General features: G+C 59.9%; 23 protein-coding genes and 1 tRNA gene. 7 read left to right on the top strand and 17 right to left on the bottom strand.

What is annotated here, in order from left to right; all coding sequences use genetic code 11:
• The first annotated feature begins 177 nt into the window (after positions 1 to 177).
• Entirely contained in the window at positions 178 to 648 is a 471-nt protein-coding gene (locus ACOYXI_RS26400; protein ID WP_007911337.1) for an RNA methyltransferase, read from the top strand.
• 82 nt (positions 649 to 730) lie between these two features.
• Positions 731 to 1,108, top strand: coding sequence for a YgaP family membrane protein (locus ACOYXI_RS26395; protein WP_096796610.1), 378 nt, complete (start codon positions 731 to 733; stop codon positions 1,106 to 1,108).
• 108 nt (positions 1,109 to 1,216) lie between these two features.
• Here the strand turns inward: ACOYXI_RS26395 and ACOYXI_RS26390 are convergent, their stop codons facing one another.
• A complete protein-coding gene (locus ACOYXI_RS26390) occupies positions 1,217 to 2,446 on the bottom strand; it encodes a hypothetical protein (RefSeq protein ID WP_210557890.1) in 1,230 nt (409 codons plus the stop codon).
• 36 nt (positions 2,447 to 2,482) lie between these two features.
• Entirely contained in the window at positions 2,483 to 2,932 is a 450-nt protein-coding gene (locus tag ACOYXI_RS26385; protein WP_098967686.1) for a YcgN family cysteine cluster protein, read from the bottom strand.
• A gap of 165 nt (positions 2,933 to 3,097) precedes the next feature.
• Between ACOYXI_RS26385 and ACOYXI_RS26380 the strand changes: the two genes are divergently transcribed.
• Positions 3,098 to 3,691: a nitroreductase family protein gene (locus ACOYXI_RS26380; RefSeq protein ID WP_461675466.1), complete on the top strand. Its 594-nt coding sequence runs from the start codon at positions 3,098 to 3,100 to the stop codon at positions 3,689 to 3,691.
• A 124-nt stretch (positions 3,692 to 3,815) separates the two neighbouring features.
• Here the strand turns inward: ACOYXI_RS26380 and ACOYXI_RS26375 are convergent, their stop codons facing one another.
• From ACOYXI_RS26375 to rnd, 3 genes are all read right to left on the bottom strand, one after another.
• On the bottom strand, positions 3,816 to 4,748 hold the full coding sequence (locus ACOYXI_RS26375; RefSeq protein WP_003222601.1) for a D-2-hydroxyacid dehydrogenase: 933 nt from the start codon (positions 4,746 to 4,748) through the stop codon (positions 3,816 to 3,818).
• Positions 4,749 to 4,866: 118 nt separating this feature from the next.
• A complete protein-coding gene (locus ACOYXI_RS26370; RefSeq protein ID WP_097086697.1) occupies positions 4,867 to 5,160 on the bottom strand; it encodes a YcgL domain-containing protein in 294 nt (97 codons plus the stop codon).
• A complete protein-coding gene (rnd, locus tag ACOYXI_RS26365) occupies positions 5,157 to 6,290 on the bottom strand; it encodes a ribonuclease D (protein WP_098967682.1) in 1,134 nt (377 codons plus the stop codon). The genes ACOYXI_RS26370 and rnd overlap by 4 nt, the downstream gene beginning before the upstream one ends.
• 254 nt (positions 6,291 to 6,544) lie before the next feature.
• On the opposite strand from rnd, the gene ACOYXI_RS26360 reads away from it, so the two are divergent.
• Both ACOYXI_RS26360 and ACOYXI_RS26355 read left to right on the top strand, forming a co-directional pair.
• Positions 6,545 to 7,726: a cyanate transporter gene (locus ACOYXI_RS26360; protein WP_135295149.1), complete on the top strand. Its 1,182-nt coding sequence runs from the start codon at positions 6,545 to 6,547 to the stop codon at positions 7,724 to 7,726.
• Positions 7,727 to 7,927: 201 nt separating this feature from the next.
• Positions 7,928 to 8,863 (top strand): LysR family transcriptional regulator, encoded by a 936-nt coding sequence (locus ACOYXI_RS26355; RefSeq protein ID WP_098967678.1) that lies wholly within the window; start codon positions 7,928 to 7,930, stop codon positions 8,861 to 8,863.
• 3 nt (positions 8,864 to 8,866) lie between these two features.
• On the opposite strand, the gene ACOYXI_RS26350 is transcribed toward ACOYXI_RS26355, so the two are convergent.
• The 7 genes from ACOYXI_RS26350 to ACOYXI_RS26320 form a co-directional block, all read right to left on the bottom strand.
• A complete protein-coding gene (locus tag ACOYXI_RS26350) occupies positions 8,867 to 9,232 on the bottom strand; it encodes a 5-carboxymethyl-2-hydroxymuconate Delta-isomerase (RefSeq protein ID WP_027614512.1) in 366 nt (121 codons plus the stop codon).
• Between the two features lie 52 nt (positions 9,233 to 9,284).
• Positions 9,285 to 10,493 (bottom strand): low temperature requirement protein A, encoded by a 1,209-nt coding sequence (locus ACOYXI_RS26345; protein WP_461675465.1) that lies wholly within the window; start codon positions 10,491 to 10,493, stop codon positions 9,285 to 9,287.
• A 176-nt stretch (positions 10,494 to 10,669) separates the two neighbouring features.
• Positions 10,670 to 11,590 carry a LysR substrate-binding domain-containing protein gene (locus ACOYXI_RS26340; RefSeq protein WP_027614510.1) on the bottom strand — a complete coding sequence of 307 codons (921 nt, stop codon included), beginning with the start codon at positions 11,588 to 11,590 and terminating at the stop codon, positions 10,670 to 10,672.
• Positions 11,591 to 11,671: 81 nt separating this feature from the next.
• Entirely contained in the window at positions 11,672 to 13,777 is a 2,106-nt protein-coding gene (locus ACOYXI_RS26335; protein ID WP_461675464.1) for a DUF6311 domain-containing protein, read from the bottom strand.
• Entirely contained in the window at positions 13,774 to 14,160 is a 387-nt protein-coding gene (locus ACOYXI_RS26330; protein ID WP_134785671.1) for a GtrA family protein, read from the bottom strand. Before ACOYXI_RS26330 ends, ACOYXI_RS26335 begins: the two co-directional genes overlap by 4 nt.
• Positions 14,157 to 14,867: a class I SAM-dependent methyltransferase gene (locus ACOYXI_RS26325; RefSeq protein ID WP_210557897.1), complete on the bottom strand. Its 711-nt coding sequence runs from the start codon at positions 14,865 to 14,867 to the stop codon at positions 14,157 to 14,159. Before ACOYXI_RS26325 ends, ACOYXI_RS26330 begins: the two co-directional genes overlap by 4 nt.
• A 3-nt stretch (positions 14,868 to 14,870) precedes the next feature.
• The gene (locus tag ACOYXI_RS26320; protein ID WP_027614506.1) at positions 14,871 to 15,836 is read right to left on the bottom strand and encodes a glycosyltransferase family 2 protein; all 966 of its coding nucleotides are present in this window, start codon (positions 15,834 to 15,836) and stop codon (positions 14,871 to 14,873) included.
• Between the two features lie 276 nt (positions 15,837 to 16,112).
• Between ACOYXI_RS26320 and ACOYXI_RS26315 the strand changes: the two genes are divergently transcribed.
• Positions 16,113 to 16,304 (top strand): YegP family protein, encoded by a 192-nt coding sequence (locus ACOYXI_RS26315; RefSeq protein WP_007963291.1) that lies wholly within the window; start codon positions 16,113 to 16,115, stop codon positions 16,302 to 16,304.
• A gap of 138 nt (positions 16,305 to 16,442) precedes the next feature.
• Positions 16,443 to 16,649 carry a hypothetical protein gene (locus ACOYXI_RS26310; RefSeq protein ID WP_027614505.1) on the top strand — a complete coding sequence of 69 codons (207 nt, stop codon included), beginning with the start codon at positions 16,443 to 16,445 and terminating at the stop codon, positions 16,647 to 16,649.
• A 117-nt stretch (positions 16,650 to 16,766) separates the two neighbouring features.
• On the opposite strand, the gene ACOYXI_RS26305 is transcribed toward ACOYXI_RS26310, so the two are convergent.
• The 5 genes from ACOYXI_RS26305 to ACOYXI_RS26285 form a co-directional block, all read right to left on the bottom strand.
• Positions 16,767 to 17,099 (bottom strand): type II toxin-antitoxin system HicB family antitoxin, encoded by a 333-nt coding sequence (locus tag ACOYXI_RS26305; protein ID WP_047598089.1) that lies wholly within the window; start codon positions 17,097 to 17,099, stop codon positions 16,767 to 16,769.
• Positions 17,096 to 17,350: a type II toxin-antitoxin system HicA family toxin gene (locus ACOYXI_RS26300; protein WP_081730304.1), complete on the bottom strand. Its 255-nt coding sequence runs from the start codon at positions 17,348 to 17,350 to the stop codon at positions 17,096 to 17,098. The genes ACOYXI_RS26305 and ACOYXI_RS26300 overlap by 4 nt, the downstream gene beginning before the upstream one ends.
• Before the next feature lie 346 nt (positions 17,351 to 17,696).
• Positions 17,697 to 17,786 (bottom strand) — tRNA-Ser (locus ACOYXI_RS26295).
• 84 nt (positions 17,787 to 17,870) lie between these two features.
• Complete coding sequence (purC, locus tag ACOYXI_RS26290; RefSeq protein ID WP_007963288.1) at positions 17,871 to 18,584, bottom strand: phosphoribosylaminoimidazolesuccinocarboxamide synthase; 714 nt, start codon at positions 18,582 to 18,584, stop codon at positions 17,871 to 17,873.
• A gap of 28 nt (positions 18,585 to 18,612) precedes the next feature.
• Entirely contained in the window at positions 18,613 to 19,374 is a 762-nt protein-coding gene (locus ACOYXI_RS26285; RefSeq protein WP_047598088.1) for an MBL fold metallo-hydrolase, read from the bottom strand.
• Positions 19,375 to 19,377 lie beyond the last annotated feature (3 nt).

Genomic DNA, 19,377 nt, shown 5'->3' with positions numbered 1-19,377 from the left:
CGACTGGCCCCTTCGCGAGCAAGCTCGCTCCCACACTGGATCGGTGTCATACACAAAACCACTGTGGGAGCGAGCTTGCTCGCGAAGGCGGCCGTTCGGGCACCGATAATCCCAGGTCTGACCACAACCGCCCAATCCCCGTATAATCGCCCTCTTTTTCCCGAAGGCACCCCGCTCGTGGCAGACAAACGTTACAGCTGCATTGGTTTGTACAACCCCAAATCACCGGAGAACGTCGGTTCGGTGATGCGCGCCGCAGGCTGTTACGGCGTGGCGTCGGTGTTCTACACCGGCAAGCGCTATGAGCGCGCCGCCGATTTCGTCACCGACACCAAGCGCGTGCACTACGACATTCCGCTGATCGGCATCGACGACCTGAAAAAGATCCTCCCGCTCAACTGCGTCCCGGTCGCCGTGGAACTGGTCGAGGGCGCCCGCCCGTTGCCCGAATACACCCACCCGGATCGTGCGCTGTACATCTTCGGCCCGGAAGACGGCTCGCTGGATAAAGAGATCCGCGACTGGTGCGAAGACGTCGTGTACATCCCGACCACCGGCTGCATGAATCTGGCAGCCACGGTCAACGTCGTGCTCTACGACCGCATGGCCAAGGGCCTGAATACCCGCTCCGGGCCGAAATTCCGCTGAAACGTCGCACATCCGATGGAACGAGCCGGCCGCTGCGGCAGTCAGCTTATCTATCTATTGCACATTGCCTGGGAGACAGATCATGACCGAACTCAAACGCGTCCAACGTATCGATTCCACCCCGTTCCAGAGCCCGACCGAGCAGAACGTCCAGGGCTGGGAGCGCATCGGCTCGCTGGCCGGTGGCGTCATCATGGTCGGCAAGGGCCTGCGCCGTGGCGGCGTGTTCGGTCTGATTCAGGTGGCGATTGGCGGCGTGGCGATGGCCCGTGGCATCACCGGGCACAGCTCGGTGAAAAGCCTGCTGGAGAAAAGCCGTGAGGACATGAATAACGTGCGGGCGAAGATCGAACGGGCCGGGGAAGAACTGAGCCAGCTCAAGGCCAATGCCGAAGCGGCGACCAGCACCGCGACAGTGACCGGCAATGATTCGGTGAAATCGCCGAAGGCTGGGGTTTGAGCCTGAATTTTCGGTGAGGCTTCTGGCCTCTTCGCGAGCAAGCCCGCTCCCACATTGAAAGCTGGAATGCGATCAAAAGTGGGAGCGGGCTTGCTCGCGAAAGCGGTATTACTGAAGTAATGCGCTATCGAGGACTTTGGAAGACTCGCCCAGAACACTCTCGGCCAGTTGCACAAATTCCTTGGTACTCACCGTCCCCAGATGCATCGCCCCGCGCAACACATCATCCAGCGAACGTTTGTTGCGCGTCTTCAAGCGAATCTCGCGATCTAGTTCCTGCAAGACAATCACCGCTTTTGCAAGCTGCGCCGCACTGATCTGTTCGCCGCGCAGGGACGTGACTTTCTGACTGTCCTTGGTCAACTTCGCCTGCAACGCCTGATAGCGCTCATCGCTCATGCCCCCGGCACGCCGCACCAGTTCGATCGCGTAGTACTCGGCAAAGCCTTCGCTGATCCAGTCGCTGCGCTGCTCGTCATTGATGCGCCCGAACACCTGCGCCAGCTCGCGCACCAGCGCACTGCTGCCACTCTCGCTGACCAGCGGCAAACGCGTGTTCAGGTAAATCGACTCATGCGCACCGAGGCTGCCGCGCCACATCGGGTCGTTGGCACCGACGATCAGCAGTTTTTTCGGATGCCGGGGATAGACCGCTTGCACCTGCGGCCAGACGAACGTCAGCAAGGTCAGCACATCCATGCGACGCATGCCCTGCCCTTGCGGTGAGGCCACAGTGACTTCGGTTTCGCCCAGACGCGTGCGACGGCTGCCAAGGTGACCGGCGAGCATCCAGCCGGTCGGGCGGTCGAACAGGCGTGAAGGGTTGTCGATGCGGAATTTGTTCTTGCCGATGCGCGGCCAGGCGGTTTCAACGCTTTGCCAGCCATTGGGCAGTTCGAATTGCAGACGCGACACCAGCTCGATGCCATCCTGCTGATCGAGCCTGGCCGGCGGCACCAGATCATCACCACGCAGCAGCGCCCAGCTCGGGGTCATGCGCGTGTCGAAGCTGCCGCTCTTGCGGCCGTGGCTGATACTGACGCGATAAGTCAGGCTGGGCTTGTCGCCGATCGGGCGCCAGAGGCCCCGGGTCTGTTTGCCCGGGGTCAGTTGCCACTGGCCGTCGGCCTTGAAGTCGCTGTAATGGCTGCCGTCACCGAGGTCAAAGTCGAGACTGCGCACCGCTTCGCCTTTGGCCAGGGTCAGGCGTACTTCGGCCTGATCGCTTTGCGGCAACAGGCGCACGTGGTAATCCAGATCGACCTTCTTTGCCGCCCACACCGGCGCGCTTAGCGCCAGCAGGCCGATCAGCGATGCCCGCAGCAATCCCCCAGCCATACACACTCCTTGTTGAATCCTGGAAACCCTTGGTGCTTAACCAGCCCGGAAAATCAGGTGATCTTCCCAGTCGTCCTCCGGCACGCTGCCTTCGGCGAGCATGCGCCCGGACTGGGAAATCCGTTCGTGGTGCACGGCGTCACGATCGCCGCACACCAGGTGGTGCCACAGCGGCAGATCCTTGCCTTCACTGACCAGACGATAACCGCAGGTCGGCGGTAGCCATTTGAATTCTTCGGCCTGGCCAGGAGTGAGCTGGATACAGTCCGGGACAAACTTGATGCGATTCGGGTAGTCGCTGCACTGGCAGGTTTTCAGGTCCAGCAGTTTGCAGGCGATGCGCGTGTAATAGACGCTGTTGTCTTCTTCATCTTCGAGTTTCTGCAGGCAGCACAGACCGCAGCCGTCGCACAGCGATTCCCATTCCTCGTGATCCAGTTGCTCGAGGGTTTTGCGTTTCCAGAACGGTTCGACTATGGCGGCCATGGTTCAAGCATCAACATCAGGTGGTGAAAAGGCCGCCAGTCTAGTGCCCAAGGCCTTGCGGGCCAAGCGCTGGCGACTGTCGGTAAATCGCGCTTGTCAGCCGAATCGCCGCCCAGTAGGGTTTTGCCACGAATTCATGACTCAAACACAGCAAGGAATCTTTCGATGAGTGCCAACCCTCGCGTCGCCGATTACGCCATTCACCCGCAGTTCACCGACCGCTGGTCGCCCCGCGCCTTCACCGGTGAAGCGATCCCGGAAGAAACCCTGCTGAGCTTTTTCGAAGCCGCACGCTGGGCGCCGTCGGCCTACAACTCGCAGCCATGGCGCTTTCTGTATGCGCGCCGTGACACGCCGAACTGGGAGCGCTTCCTGGGCCTGCTGAATGAATTCAACCGCAGCTGGGCGCAACACGCTTCGGCGCTGGTGATCGTGATTTCGAAAACCACCTTCACCGCCCCCGGCGCCAGCGAAGAGTCCCCGGCGCTGTGGCACACCTTCGACACCGGCTCGGCCTGGGGCCACCTGGCGCTGCAAGCGAGCATCAGCGGCTGGCACACCCACGGCATGGCCGGTTTCGATCAGGAGCTGGCCCGCAAGGAGCTGAATATTCCTGAAGGTTATGCGCTGCATGCGGCGGTGGCTGTCGGCAAGCTGGGTGACAAGGCAACTCTGGCCGAATACCTGCAGGCTCGTGAAGTGCCGAGCCCGCGTCGCCCGCTGAGCGAGCTGGTAGCGGAAGGCGACTTCACCCTCTAAGCCACCATGCAAAAACCACTGTAGGAGTGAGCCTGCTCGCGATGGCGTAGTGTCAGACAACATCAATGTCGACTGACACACCCTCATCGCGAGCAGGCTCACTCCTACAGGTATCGCGGTGGATTTAATATCCGCGGTTGAAATCCACTTCCCCGCGCAACGCTTCTCCCGCCTGATACGCCTTCAGGTTCTCGACAAACAACTGCACCATCAACGCCGGCGACGTCGGTGCCGAGCTGTGCCCGGTCAGCAGCAGGCCCCAGGCGGTCCAGAACGGATGGCGTTGCGGCAACGGCTCCTGACGGCAGACGTCGATCACCGCGCCCGCCAGATGCCCTTCCTTCAGGGCTTCCACCAGATCCGCATCAACCACTGCCACGCCGCGCCCGACGTTGATGAACAACCCGGTCGGCTTGAATTGCTTGAACAGCGCCGCGTCGTAAATGTCGTGGGTGTGCTCGGTATTCGGCAGCAGATTGACCACGTAATCGACCGCGCCGACTAGTCGTGGCAGATCCGCCATCGAGCCGACTTCGACGAACGGCGCCTGCTCGCGCGCGCTGCTGGCGATGCCGTACAGCTCGACGCCAAACGGCAGCAGAAACTGCGCCACGCTCTGACCGATATCGCCGGTGCCAACGATCAACACCTTGCGCCCGACCAGACTCTGGCCGGTGCGGTTGTCCCACTTGCGCTCGACCTGGCTGACCAGGCGCGCCAGCACTTCACGCTCGTGGCCAAGCATGTAGGTCAGCACGTATTCGGCCATCACCTGACCGAAGATTCCCACCGCGCGGGTCAGGCGATAATCGCGGCGCAAGCCGTCAGCGAGCAGCGGCGTGATGCCGGCCCAGGTCGATTGCAGCCATTGCGGCTGATGGCCCTGACGCAGCAGGGTCGCCAGCAGATCCGGCTGCCCCAGCCACACCGGGCAATCGGCCGCCTGACGGGCCAGTTCGGCGGAGTCGCCACTGGTCAGTACTTCAAGTTCGGGGGCCGCCTGACGTAGCAGCCGGGCGTACACCGCGTGGTCGTGTTCAGCAATCAGAACGCGCATCTTCAAACCTTTCGCAAACCGTGCAGGCAACCGCCGAAGGAGTCGCGCTCCTTCGTGGCGGTCGTCGCCGTAAAATCAGTTCCAGGGTGGCAAGAGGCCCAGAACAGGGCCTCGCAGATCAGACCGGGTCGTTGCGTCGCAGCAATTCTTCGGGCAGGTGTTCGATGTACTCGTCCTCGGCCGGTGGCATCTGCAGGTGATAGCCCTGCTTGTCGAGGTTTTCCAGGACCACGACGATGTCCTCGCTGGCCAGCTTGCGCTCAGGCGACAGCACCAGATCGAATGCATGTTTCGGCTTGCCGAACGCCAGCATCAGGGGTTCCGGCACACGCTCCAGAGCATCGCTCTTGAGCACATAAAGGTACATTCCGCTTCGCTTGGAGCTTTGGTAAATGGAGCAAATACGTTTCAAGGCTGTTCTCCGGCGGTGGCCAGACTGTCGAGCAGCTTCTGGCCCATGAGTTCGCGGCGCCAGCCACGCAGCGACTCAGGCAATTGATAAGGGCCCTCGGGGAAGCCACTTTTAACCAGCGCTTCGAGGGTTTTCTTGCGCAGCATCAGTTCCGGGGCGATGCCCAGGCGTTCGGCTTCGACCTGGCCGAGGGCGCGCAGTTGCTTGATCAGCGCAGCCGCTTCGACCGGCAATGGTTCCGGCACCGCCGGCGGCCATTGATCAGGCCCCACACTGCCAGAGCGCTTGATCAGATCAAGCAGAAATTGGCCGTCCTGACGCACGGTACGCGGGTGCATGTCTTCGATCTTGCCCAGCGCGGCGAGGTTGTCCGGTTGCGTGCGGGCCAGCGGCCACAGCGAGTGCTCACGGACGATGCGGTTGCGCGGCAGATCACGGGCACGCGCTTCTTTTTCACGCCAGGCGCACAGTTCACGCAGCACCGCCAGTTGCGCACGGGACAGTTTCCACGCCAGTTTGGCTTCGCGGTAGACCTCGTACGGGTCGGTCTCGCGGCGCAGGTTGGCGACCAGTTCGGCGCCGTCCTCCAGCACCCAGGCGAATTTGTCGTCGGACAGCTTCGGCCGCAGCTGTACGAAAACTTCCGCCAGATGCACCGCATCTTCAGCGGCGTAGCTGACTTGAGTGTCGGAAAGTGGACGCTGCAACCAGTCGGAACGAGTTTCGCCCTTCGGCAACTCAATGCCCAGCACTTCCTGCACCAGCCGCGAATAGCCCATCGAGAACCCGAGGTTCAGGTAGGCCGCCGCCAGTTGCGTGTCGAACAACGGCGCCGGCAGGCTGCCGGTCAGACGCAGCAGCACTTCGAGGTCTTCGCTGCAGGCGTGCAGGACTTTGAGCACCGCCGGGTTTTCCAGCAACGCCGCCAGCGGTTGCCAGGCGTCGATGGTCAGCGGATCGATCAGGTAGGCGCGTTTGCCGTCGCCGACCTGCAGTAAACCGGCAATCGGGTAGAAGGTGTCGACCCGCATGAATTCGGTGTCGAGGGCAACGAACGGCAGTTGCTGCCACTCGGCGCAAAACTGCGCGAGGCTTTCGTTGTCGCGAATCCAGTGAATATCGATGGCCACACGGCTCTCCCTTGAAGAATGGCGCGCAGTATATATCGCCGCCGGCGTTTTACGCGCCTGCGCTGGGCCAGAGCTGTAACGAAATGTCCTGCCAGAAAGAAAGAATAGTCTTACAGCGTGATCAGCAAGAGGAATCCGAACCTCCCCATGTAGGAGAGCCATATTTAATTTTTAAATAATGCTCGGGAAATCTGATTTGCCGATAAGTGCTGCGCGCCGCCTAATCGACAGCCTCCGCAATCCAGAGTCTGCCGATGGAAAACGTCCGCGCCAACACCCGCCCCGCTGCCTGGCTGATGTTCGGGATCATTCTCGTCGCACTCAATCTGCGCCCATCCATGGCCGCCGTCGGGCCGTTGCTGTCGGCAATTCGTGGCGATATCCCGCTGAGTTTCAGCGTGGCTTCGCTGCTGACCATGCTGCCAGTGATGGCGATGGGGCTGGCGATGTTTTTCGGCATCGGCATCAGCCGCCGGCTAGGCGAGCAACGCACGGTGATCCTGTCGCTATGGATTATCGGTCTGGCGACACTGTCGCGGCTGGTGCTCGATTCGGCACCGCAGTTGATTGGCAGCGCGGTGCTGGCCGGGATGGGTATCGCCCTGATTCAGGCGCTGATGCCGGTGCTGATCAAGTCACGCTTCCCCGACCATGTGGCGCTGTGCATGGGCCTGTATGTCACATCGATCATGGGCGGCGCCGCGCTGGCCGCCTCATTTTCGCCGCTGGTGCTGGGGCAGACCGGCAGCTGGCGCATCGGCTTGGCGATCTGGGCGGCACTTTCCTTGCTCGCGTTGTTGGTCTGGTGGACACAGTCGACCCCGTCATCCATCCAGAACACGCCTGTAGGAAAAGAGTCCTTCACGCGTAGCTCCCGCGCTTGGCTGCTGGCCTTCTTCTTCGGCCTCGGCACGGCGTCCTACACCTGCGTACTCGCCTGGCTGGCGCCGTACTACGTGGAACAAGGCTGGAGCGAACAGCACGCCGGCCTGCTGTTGGGTTTTCTGACGGCCATGGAGGTGATTTCCGGGTTGCTGACGCCGGCCATCGCCAACCGCAGCCGTGATCGTCGCCTGATTCTGGCTACGTTGCTGTTGCTGATCATTGCCGGTTTCTGCGGATTGATCCTCAGCCCGCAACACCTCAGCCTGCTGTGGCCGTGCCTGTTGGGGCTGGGGATTGGCGGCTTGTTTCCGATGAGCCTTATTGTCTCCCTCGATCACCTCGACAACCCGCAGCGCGCCGGCAGCCTGACCGCGTTCGTGCAAGGCATCGGCTACTTGATCGCCGGGCTTTCGCCGCTGCTGGCCGGAATCATCCGCGACCGGCTCGGCAGCTTTGAATGGGCCTGGTGGTCGCTGACCGCAGTGATGGTGGTGATGCTGCTGATAGTGCTGCGCTTCGACCCTCGGCTGTACGCCCGACACATCCGTTGAAGCCGAATGCCGCCGCCGGGCTAGAGGCCTGTTGCCATCTTTTTGCGGTTTATTTGCCGACGTCGTGTTGCTAAAAGTTTCTGTCCCACTGGCGACATTGAAACGTCCTACAGGGCTTTGTCCTGGCACCATCGTTCCGCTACGATCATGCGCACACGTTTGCGCGGATTTCAGCGCAAGGAGCACAGCGGGACGGAACGGATGCTGAACAGTAACTTGCTTCGAAAGCTCGACATGCAGGACCTCATGGTGTTTATCGCCGTGTATGAGCAAAGCAGCGTCACGGATGTCTCGGAGACGCTGTGCGTCAGCCAGTCCACTGTCAGCTATTGCCTGAAAAAATTGCGCACCAGTTTCGAAGACGAGTTGTTCATCAACACCCGCACGGGCATGCGTCCCACCTACAAGGCCGGCACCATGTACGGCCATGTGCAGAAGATCCTCGAAAGCATCAACCTGTGCCACGCCGGCGCCCCGGCCTTCGATCCGACCCGGCAAGCGGTGACCTTCAATATCTGCGCTCCGGAATACTTCGAGCAATTGGTGCTGCCACGGCTGTTGAAGCGTTTCGACTTCGACGATTTGCCGGTGGTGGTCAACATGCACAAGTTCGAGACCGATGTGCCCGCCGACGAACTGCGCGACGGCAGCCTCGACCTGGTGATCTGTTTCGGCCCCAACTTCCACCGCAGCCACACCGACCTGAAATCGCGGATGCTGCTGGAGGACGATCTGGTCTGTGTCTTCGACAAACGCGCCACGCCGCTGGAACCGCGCCTGAGCCTGCAGGCCTTCACCGAGCGGCGCCATGTGTTCCCGACACCGTGGACTTCCACCACCAACATGGTCGATGGCTGGCTGGCGCGTCAGGCGCAGAAACGGCAGATCGTCGCGCGTTCCAACAGCTACAGCGCGGCATTGAAGATGATCACCGGCACCGATTTCATCCTCACCCTGCCCCGGCGCATCCAGCGCCTGCTGACCAACGACGCGGTGTTCAATCACTGCGAGGCGCCGAACGGCCTGCCGGGGTTCACCCTCGACATGCAATGGAGCCAGAACGCCGATCAGGACAGCGCCAACGTCTGGCTGCGCGAGCAGGTGATCAAGGTGTGCAGTGAGCTGGAAACGGCCTGAGTCCTACATGCCGATGGCGGTCTTGGTGTAGGAATCGCGGTCGATATCGAGCAACTCCACACACAACTGCACTTCAACTCCGGCCGGCCACTCGCACAGATCCTGCAACACCGCCAGCAGGCTATCCGAGAGCTGCTTCTTGATCTGCGGCGAGCGACCACTGAGCAGCGCCAGTTTCACATGGATGAAAGCACGCTCACCCATGCCGGTACCGACCTTGAAGGTCTCGACCTTCACCGCCCGGCTCTTGATATCGAACTCCGCAGCGAACTGACCGGAACCCACCAGGGCGTTGTTGAGCCGGATCAACGCCACATCAGCGTTCAACTGCGGCAGGTTGGCGGTGTATTCCATGTGCAGGTGTGGCATGGGGTGCTCCAGTCAGTCGGCAGAAAGGTCGTACATATACCACAGCGCTGCCCTACTCTCCTGCGGCTTTTTCCGAGGTTATCGAGGCCGACGCCTGACGCAATGCCAGGCTTTCCCACAGCGCCACCAGCACCACGATCGCCGTGGTCAGCGCCCCGAGTACCAGCGCCGAAAACCAGTGATTCAACGCCAATGGCAGCGCCAGCATGAGCAACACCAGCCCCGCCAGATGCGACAACGGCGGCAGCGGTCGGTCGGACATGACCCACTTGAACAGCGCATTGCCCAACAGAAACAGCCATGGCCCGCCCACGATCACCAGGATCCCGGCGTCACTGGCGTGATCCGGATGCACCAGCACCAGTTCGTCGGCCACCGCACTGACAATCACCCCGGCAACAATCAGCACGTGCAGGTAGGTGTAGGCGATGCGCGCCTGGCGCCCGGGATCGCTCGAATGCGCGATGCGGTGATGCGCGCGCTCGGCGCCGCTGTCGAAGTACACCCACCACATGCCGATGCTGCCCAGCACCGCCACCAAAAACGCCATGACCCCGGTGGTACTCAGCGCCAGCTCGGCGAACGTCGCGCCGGTCACCAGCAACGATTCGCCCAGGGCAATGATCACGAACAGCGCGCAACGCTCGGCCATGTGATTGCCTTCGACGTTCCAGTCACTCAATGACGAACGCCCCAGCCCCGGCACCCAGAAATACAGCGAAGGCGAGATCAGCTCGATCAGCAACGCCAGCGCCCAACACAGCAGACGTTGCTGCCCGTCGAGAAAGGCCCCGGCGATCCAGAACACGCCGGAGCACATCAACCACGCCAGAATCCGCTGGAAGTTGCGGGTCATGCTCAGCGATTCGCCACGCACCGCCCAGATCGCAAACAACGTGCGCCCGACCTGCATGAACACGAACGCCGAGGCAAACATCAGCCCGCGCTCGGTGAAAGCCTTGGGGATCGAGGACGACAGCAACAGACCGGCGATCATCAGTCCGAACAGTCCGAGGCGGATCGGCAATTTTTCCGGGTCGAGCCAGTTAGTGATCCACGAAGTGAAAATCCACACCCACCACACCGCGACCATCAACAGCGCCACCTGCACCGCGCCCAGGATCGACAAATGCGCGAGCAACGAATGCGAGAGCTGAGTCACGGCAAACACGAACACCAGATCGAAAAACAACTCGACCATGCCGACCTTGCCACTGTCGAGACTGCCGCGCCCACGCAGCAACGATCGGGAAATGCTCATCGGGACAGGCCTCCGCCAAGGTTACTGCCATTGAGCAAAGCAGCCCGACCAGACGAACGCAAACCCTGTAGGAGTGAGCGTGCTCGCGATGGAGTCGTGTCAGACAACATCAATGTCGACTGACACACCCTCATCGCGAGCAGGCTCACTCCTACAGGGGAGATTTGTGGTGGGATTCAGGGGGCGGTCAGTGGCCGCTCACTCATGAACGCCTCAAGCCGCGACCGCAGCCAGCGCTCGGCCGGGTCGCTGTCGACGTGGCTGAGCCAGACCATCGACAGATCCAGCATCGGCGTCTTGAACGGAAACGGTTCCTTGAACAACAGCCCGGAGGCAGCCATGGCTTCGGCGGTGTAGTCCGGCAGGCTGGCGATCAGGTCGGTGCCGGCCAGCAATGCCGGCAGCGCACTGTATTGCGGCACCGACAACACCACATGCCGGGTGCGGCCGATTTCCGCCAGCCACTCATCGGCATAGCCGCTGATGTTGGCGGTGTGCGACACCAGTACGTGTGGGCGCGAACAGTATTCATCGAGGGTCAGCGGCGAATCCGAGGCGTCGGCGCGCAGGATGCTTGGCTGGATATGCCGCAGCAGTTTGCGCTTGGCATTGGCCGGCAGGCCTCGGGTCTGGCTGATGCCGACGGTGATGTCGCCGGCGGCCAGCAGGTCGGGGATGCGCCAGTAGTCGACGTGTTGCACCACGAACACTACGCTGGGTGCTTCCTGACGCAGCGCCCGCAGCAACGGTGGCAGCAGGCCGAATTCGACGTCATCGGACAGGCCGATCCGGAACGTCATGTTGCTCACGGCCGGGTCGAAATCGTGAGTCAGGCTCAGCGCCACCGACAGCGAGTCGAGGGCCGGCGACAGGTACTTGAACAGCTCTTCGGCCCGGGCAGTCGGCTCCATGCGATGGCCGACGCGAATGAACAGCGGATCGTTGAACATCGCGCGCAAGCGATTGAGCGCCGAACTGATGGTCGGCTGGCCGAGAAACAGCTTCTCCGCCGCACGAGTGACGTTGCGTTCGAGCATCAAGGTCTCGAACACCACCATCAGATTGATGTCGGCCTTGCGTAATTCATTTCGATTCATCCATTGCCCCTACTCCCCGGTCTGCGGGCAGTTTAGAAAGGCCCATGGACAGCGTCTATGGGCGAAAGGAACAACACCGGCTCAATTCACCGTCAACGCCTGTATCCCGATCGCCAGCTTGCGCATGTCCTTGCCCATGCCCAACTCCCCCGGGCTGATAGCGTTGGCGTATTTGAAACGAATATTCAGCACACCTTGTTGCTCGACACGCTGCTGCACTTCGACCGGCAACTCGACATTCAGGCGATTCGCTTCAGGCTTGACCAGCCGGGTGGACAGCACGCGTACATCGTTGACGAAAATTTCCACTGCTTGCTCGGTGTGTGAAGGGGCCAGCAGCGCAGTGGTTTCCAGCAAGAACGAGTGCACCCGAGCAGTCGGCCGCAGGGCAATTTGCGACTCATTCCCCTCGGACCAGGTGCCCCACGGTTCATTGTTCGCCCACCCTTTACCGAGGAAAAACGTCGCCAGACTGCTGGGATTGAACACGACTCTCTCGCCCGACTTGAGTGGCGGGATCAGCGTCAATGGGTCCGGGGCCGATATCGGCAGGCAGTCGGCGCAACGCTTCCAGCCCGGCGCCAAGACGTTCAACCCGTCAATTCTGGCGAGCACATCGGTGTCGCGATTCAAGGTCAGAGCTGCTTCCAGCACAGTACGGTTACTGAGCACGTACAGGGTATCGGCTGCATAGTTTCCAGAACTGACCATTCGATCCGACACCGCTTGAGCGGCTTCAGTGGCAACCGTACTGACGCGCCCAAGGTAGACCGCGTTGGTCGGCAAGTGATGGCGACCCGAGTAGTCGGCCAGGGTCATCCACTGTTCCGGATAATTCTCCGGTCGCAGCCAACGCACTGCCTGATAACGCTTCGCCGCCTGCTCCCAGAACGGGTCGACCAATGGCGTCTTCCATGTGGGCGACGGCGTGGCCATGAAGAAACCGCGCGACACCGCCCAGCCGGCGCGCGTGTCTGCCACCTGAACCACCAGCGCCACACTCAGCAGCATCAACGCCACGCGCGAAGAGTGCCCGCGAATCACCACATAAAGGATCGCAAAAATGGCCATGTACATGAGCGGCCAGATCATTCGCCCCGAGCCACGAAAAATCGTGGCCACGGCAACCACCGCATCCGGCAGCGGAATCCTGAATTCGAATGGCCCTACGCCGATATTGTTGGAAACGGCGAATATCGCCAGCCCTGCCAGCGCGAGCAAAACCAACGGGTAACGGCGAGCCTTGGCTCCCAGGTCAGTCGTCCCTTGCAGCACCGGCACCAAGGCAAAGATCCCCAGGCAGATCACGCCCAGGCCCAGAAATGCGAACCCGTCGCCGTCGCCCAGTACACCCGGCATGTCCTGCAAGGTATAGGACCAGACACCCGCATCGAAAAAGGTCAGCACATTCGCCCGGAACAGGCCATACCCCATCAACGCCAGACCGCTGTCGCCTATGCTGAAATAACCCGCCTGCCAGCAGCAGACACTGACCAGCAGAAACAGACCGATCAACTCGATCAAGGCCTTACCCGGCGTCTGGCGCCGCTGAAGGGTTTTGGCGGCAAGGTCGGCAAGCCAGATCAACGCAACCATCGCCAGCAAATAAGCGTGCACCAGCGCAGCCACCGCCAGCAGCGCGCCCCAGGCGAGGCGGCGTTTCGGCGTAAAGGGGCGCAATGCCAGATATAACCCCGCCAGCAACAGAAAATGCCCAGCCAGGGACAGATGTACGCTCATGCGGACGATCATCGCCGGAATGAACAAAAACATTCCTGCACCAAGCAAACGCAACGCCACGTCGCGACTGAACAGGCCAATCAGCTTCCAGGCAAACCAGCTCTGCAGAACGAAACACGTCAGTAGCCACAGGCCGAAATACTGGAAAGGTTCAGGCAACAGGGCTGAGAACGGTTTGAAGATAAAGGCGAACAACGGATTGGAATCCGAGAAAATTATCCCGTTACCCAACTCCAGCCCATAGCTCGGGTTAAGCCCCAGTGGAAACGTCCAGGGCGAATGACGAAAAAAAACCCAACCCTGATAGTGCGTGGCGGGGTCGCCGTCGCCCAGCCATGCAATGTTCATCGGGTTCAAGGCACGTGGGCCGACCACAATGAAAAACGCCAGAATTCCCAAGAGCACGGGCAGCAGCGCAGTCGCCCGATGTGTTGCGGAGAGCTTCATCGATACGTCCAGAAGTTGTGCAAGACAAACGTGAATGCCGGAATCGTCAGCGCCACCGCGACAATGCCCAACAGATAATTCAACCCGGCCACCTGCGCGGCCCACGCGACAAACATCGCCAACAGAAAACCGCACGCCGATACCAATAGAAATCGCAGCAACGTTCTGCCGTGCAACCGAGCCGAGAAACTCCAAGTGGTATTGATCAAGTAGGACACCACCGTTGCCACGGCAAACGCCACTCCGTTGGCCAGCGGCGGTTGCGGCGCAACGAAATTGATGAACAGCACAGCCACCAGCGCATGCAGCGCGGTGACGAACAGACCGGTCATGGCAAAGCGCAGACCGCGCTGGATCAGCGTTTTCCTTTCAACTGAAGTCACGGTTTTTGCGCCAGCACGAACACGCTCAGCCCGGCCAGACGGTTGTGGCTCATCAGCGGCAGTTCGAGGCTGCACAACGTCTTGAGCACGCCGTTGACCAAGGGATGATGGCGTTTGAGCTGAGACTGCGGCGCTGCGGCCTGCGGCCCTTTGGGCAGCAAACGCAACGCCGCCGCGATCGGAAACACCGCGCCGAAATAGTAGGCACCGCGCTGCACGCTCAAACCGGCATCACGGGCCAGGGTTTCAAACTGCGGCAGGGTGTAGCGGCGCTTGTGTTCGAGGAAGTCGTCGTGACCGCTCCACAGGAACTGAAACGCCGGCACGGTCATCAGGAAACGGCTGCCGGACGGCACCTTGTCAACGTAAGCCTTGAGCAGACCAAGGTCATCGTCGACATGTTCCAGCACATCCATGAGCAGCACCAGATCGGCGTCGATGGCGTCGATATCGCGGCGATAATGCACCGGTTTGCCGGCGGTGGTCGCATCGGAATCGGCGGGGTAACTGATGTCGACGCACCACGCCTCTTGCGCCGCGGTTTGGGTCAATAAATGGTGCGAGAAAAACCCGGAACCGGCGCCCACGTCGAGAATCCGCGTGATCGGTACATCACCGAGCAGACGACGAGTCGCCGCCGCTTTGGAGCAGTAATACCAATGCTCACCGATGCTGTCGCCGAGGATATCGGTTTCCTTGAGATCCATGTTTCAGTCCTTGGGGTCGTAGACGCGACGCACCAGAAAAACCGGCCGGCGTTTGGATTCGATATAAGTGCGGCCGAGGTACTCGCCGAGTACGCCGATGCCAATCAATTGCAGGCCACCGAGGAACGTCACGGCCACCATCAGCGAGGCATAACCGGGCATGTCGACGCCGTGGATCAGCGTGCGCAACACGATAAAAATGGCAAAGGCGAAGGACACCAGCGACACCGCGGCGCCGATGTAAGTCCAGATCCGTAACGGTTCGGTACTGAAACTGGTGATGCCTTCCAGGGCAAAATTCCACAGCCGCCAGCCGTTGAATTTGCTCTGCCCCGCCACGCGCTCGGGCCGCTCGTAATCAACGTGGGTAGTCCGAAAACCGACCCAGGCGAACAGGCCCTTCATGAAGCGCCGGGACTCGGGCAAAGTCAGCAAGGCATCGACTACACAACGGTCCATCAGGCGGAAATCGCCGACGTTTTCCGGCAGCGGTTGCTCGGCGATCTTGTTGTGCAGGCGGTAAAACCAATGCGCCGACGTCTGCTTGGCCCAGGTGTCGCTGCGGCGGCTGACGCGATGACCGAGCACCACTTCATAGCCCTCGCGCCATCGCTCGATCATTTGCAGAATGACTTCGGGTGGGTCCTGCAGATCGGCATCGATAGGCACCACAATCTGCCCGTTGGCGATTTGCAATCCCGCAGACAACGCCGCCTCTTTGCCGAAGTTACGGCTCAGATCGACGATGCGCAGCCGCGAGTCGTGCCGCTGACGATCCAGCAGCCGCTCAAGTGTGGCATCAGTGCTGCCGTCATTGATGAACACCAGCTCCAAAGCAATTGAGGCTTGGTGCTGGAAGACTTCATCGATGCGCAGAATGAACGCGTCGAGACTGTCCTCCTCGTTAAAAACCGGGACAACCAGCGATAACGTGACCCGTGTGGCCTGTGCCGTTCCATGCTCAGTCAATGGAGTGCTCTTTTTATAGTGTTTGTCGGTCGTCGAAGCATTTTCAACGCCATGAGCCGTCCCGTATTAAGCAGTAGCGTCGATAGCCTTGCAAGGTGCAAAGGGCGACATTCTGGCCAATCCAGACGCCGATGCGTGCGCTCTAGCCCGCACTCTTCAGAAACATCTGCCAACGATTGGAAACAAATACCCGATAGCGAAAAAAACTCGCTCCGCTAGGCTTGCGACGATGCGCCACACAGGTTGTCGCAAACACCATCGCAAGGAGCGAACTGAATGTATTTCGAGATCTACAGGCAATCCCGAGGCACCCCGAGCACCGGCAAAGGCCAATGGCGCTGGAGACTGCGGGCGGGGAACCACGAGACGATTGCCAGTGGCGAGTCGTATGTGAACAAGGCCGATTGTTTACACGTGATCGAGTTGATCAAGGGTGTGCAGGGGGAGACGCCGGTGAAGGAAATCTGATGGCGCCGCGTCCTACAGCCTCTTCCTTTTTCGTCTGAAGCACTGGCAAAGCACTTTTGCGCCCCTACGCTGTTCAGCGTACGGGGCCATCCAGCCCTGTTTCGCCAAATGACGTTCAAACTCAAAAGGAGCCGCACCATGGCTAGAGACAAAGCGAAAGACGACAAGCACTTCAACTGCACCCAGACACACGAAGCCGACTACGTCGCCAGCCTCTATCCGCACGCCAAGGACGAAGTGAAAACCTTCCTGGCCTCGGCTTGCAAGGACAACACCCTGCGCAACTCGACGCACAAGGAAGTGTATGACCTGATCAAACAGAAGCTCGGGCATCCGCAGCCGTGAGTGGCTGAGGCGGGTGTTTGGTAAAGCTCGCAGATACAAAAAAGCCCTGTAGCTTCTCAGCTACGGGGCTATTTGCTCTGTTCGGGAACGACGTACAACCTCCAGACCAGAATCAAGCTAGGCATGGGCCTCTCGGTCAAGAACATCCGCAACCCACTGATTAATGCTTTTTTGAGCCAATTGCGCTTTTACGGCAACAGTCGCATGAAGAGCTGGCGCCAAACGCAGACTGAGATTGCCCGAATAAGGCTTTTGAGGAGCACGGCCCAGTTTTGCGCAAGTCTCCAGATAGTCAGTAACAGCCTCTTCGAACGCTGACCGAAGCTCTTTTACAGATTCGCCATGAAAACCTACAACGTCCTTGATCCCAGCGATATGACCAACAAAAAGACCGTCTTCATCACTGTATTCAATTCGGGCTGCATACCCGTTGTAATTCATCACGTTCATGGAGTGACTCCTGCTTGTTCAAGAAAAGCCCGAGCATCACGAACCTGATAGGGCTTTGCTTCTTTATCCGGGTGAGGTCGGTGGAACGTAGCAACCACACCTCTTAATTCAAACCGAACTCGCGAACCATTGCCTTCCACGGTTCTGGCCCCGACCGCATTGAACAGAGACTCGATGCGCGCCCATTCCAACGTGGCGGGTGTGGGTCGTGAAAATATAGCTGCGAGCGTACCGAGTTGTTTGTTGTTCATAGTATTACACCATGATACCGCGCAGGAAAAATTGACAATCGCGATTCATATCGCTGATCCATGAAGCGCCCCCTTGAACAAGCGGACAACGCCACCCTCCAAGCTTGAAAACGGCGTCTTTTTATCCGAATCCGGTCAATATTGGGCACATAGGTCAGGATAAGGAGTGATTGGAAATAGAGCTGTAGGTAGACTCCGAGAGTTACGTACGAACCGGCATCAATCGAGTCACATCCGATTATCGAGTTTTCAACCTCGGGTTCCGGCGACAGGATTTGCTGATTACTCAAGCGAGCAGAAACAAAAAAGCCCCGTAGCTTCTCAGCTACGGGGCTTTTTCTATATATGGCGGAGAGATAGGGATTCGAACCCTAGGTACCGGTGAAGGTACAACGGATTTCGAATCCGTCCCATTCGGCCACTCTGGCATCTCTCCAACGGCGCGCATCATAACAACACTTCTGCCGAAAGCAAACCCTCTTTCGAAAATTTTCTTCGTGCTATCAGATGCTTGCGTCGATTAAAGCGGTACACCCAGACGATTGGCGACTTCTTCGTAGGCTTCGATGACGTCACCGAGGCCCTGGCGGAAGCGGTCTTTGTCCATCTTCTTCTTGGTGTCCTTGTCCCACAGGCGGCAGCCGTCCGGGCTGAACTCGTCGCCGAGGACGATCGAGCCGTCGCTGAACACGCCGAACTCAAGCTTGAAGTCCACCAGCAGCAGGCCTGCGTCGTCGAACAGTTTGCTCAGGACTTCGTTGACCTTGAGCGACAGTTCTTTCATGCGTGCCAGTTGCTCGGCGGTGCCCCAACCGAATGCCACGACGTGGGATTCGTTGATGAACGGGTCGCCCTTGGCGTCGTCCTTGAGGAACAGTTCGAAAGTGTACGGGTTGAGCTTCATGCCCTCTTCGACGCCCAGACGTTTTACCAGGCTGCCGGCGGCGTAGTTACGCACGACGCACTCGACCGGGATCATGTCCAGCTTCTTCACCAGGCACTCGTTGTCGCCCAGCAGTTTGTCGAATTGGGTCGGAATGCCGGCCGCTTCGAGTTTCTGCATGATGAAGGCGTTGAACTTGTTGTTCACCATGCCTTTGCGGTCGAGCTGCTCGATGCGCTTGCCGTCGAACGCCGAGGTGTCGTTGCGAAACAGCAGGATCAAACGGTCAGCGTCGTCGGTCTTGTAAACCGATTTGGCTTTGCCGCGATAGAGTTCTTCACGTTTTTCCATGATGGGCTCCGCTTGCTAAGTAGATGGGCTAGGCGATATGGCGCCAGTCGAGCCCTGAATCTTGATCGGCCAGTTGCAGCCAGTCCGGGTCGCACCCGAGGGTGTCGACGAAACATTGCCGGGCCAGCTGCGGCAGGTTGTTCTTGCTGCTCAGGTGGGCGAGAACCAGATGCTGCAAGCCCTGCCACCCCAACTCGGCCACCAGGAATGCCGCCTGATGGTTGTTCAAATGTCCCAGCTCGCCGCCCACCCGTTGCTTGAGAAAGTACGGATAGTGACCACGGGCCAGCATGTCGCGGCAATGGTTGGACTCGATCATCAACGCATCGAGATCCCGATAGCCGTCCAGCACCCGCTCGCAATAGGAACCCAGGTCGGTCAGCAGGCCGAAGCGCCGCTGCTCGTTATCACTGAATACGTACTGGGTCGGCTCCTGCGCATCATGGGCCACGGCAATGACCCCGATGTTCAGTGCGCCGATCTGCAGCTGCTCGCCGCCGGCCAGAAAGCCTGCGGGTTCGATCGGTTTGCGCATCCCGCGCAGTGTGCCGCGACTGAGGTAGACCGGCAGATTGTAGCGCCGAGACAGCAAACCCACGCCATGCACGTGGTCGGCATGTTCGTGGGTTACGAGTATCGCGCTCAGTTGCGCCGGGTGAACCCCCAGACGCAACAGGCGTTTTTCGGTTTCCCGCAGGGAAAAACCACAATCCACCAGCACATAGGTATCAGCGCTGGCGATCAGCGTGCCGTTCCCTTGGCTACCGCTGCCGAGAACGGCAAAGCGCATGTG

Source organism: Pseudomonas sp. G3-19, from assembly GCF_054855875.1.
This window is presented reverse-complemented; position numbering and strand designations above follow the sequence as displayed.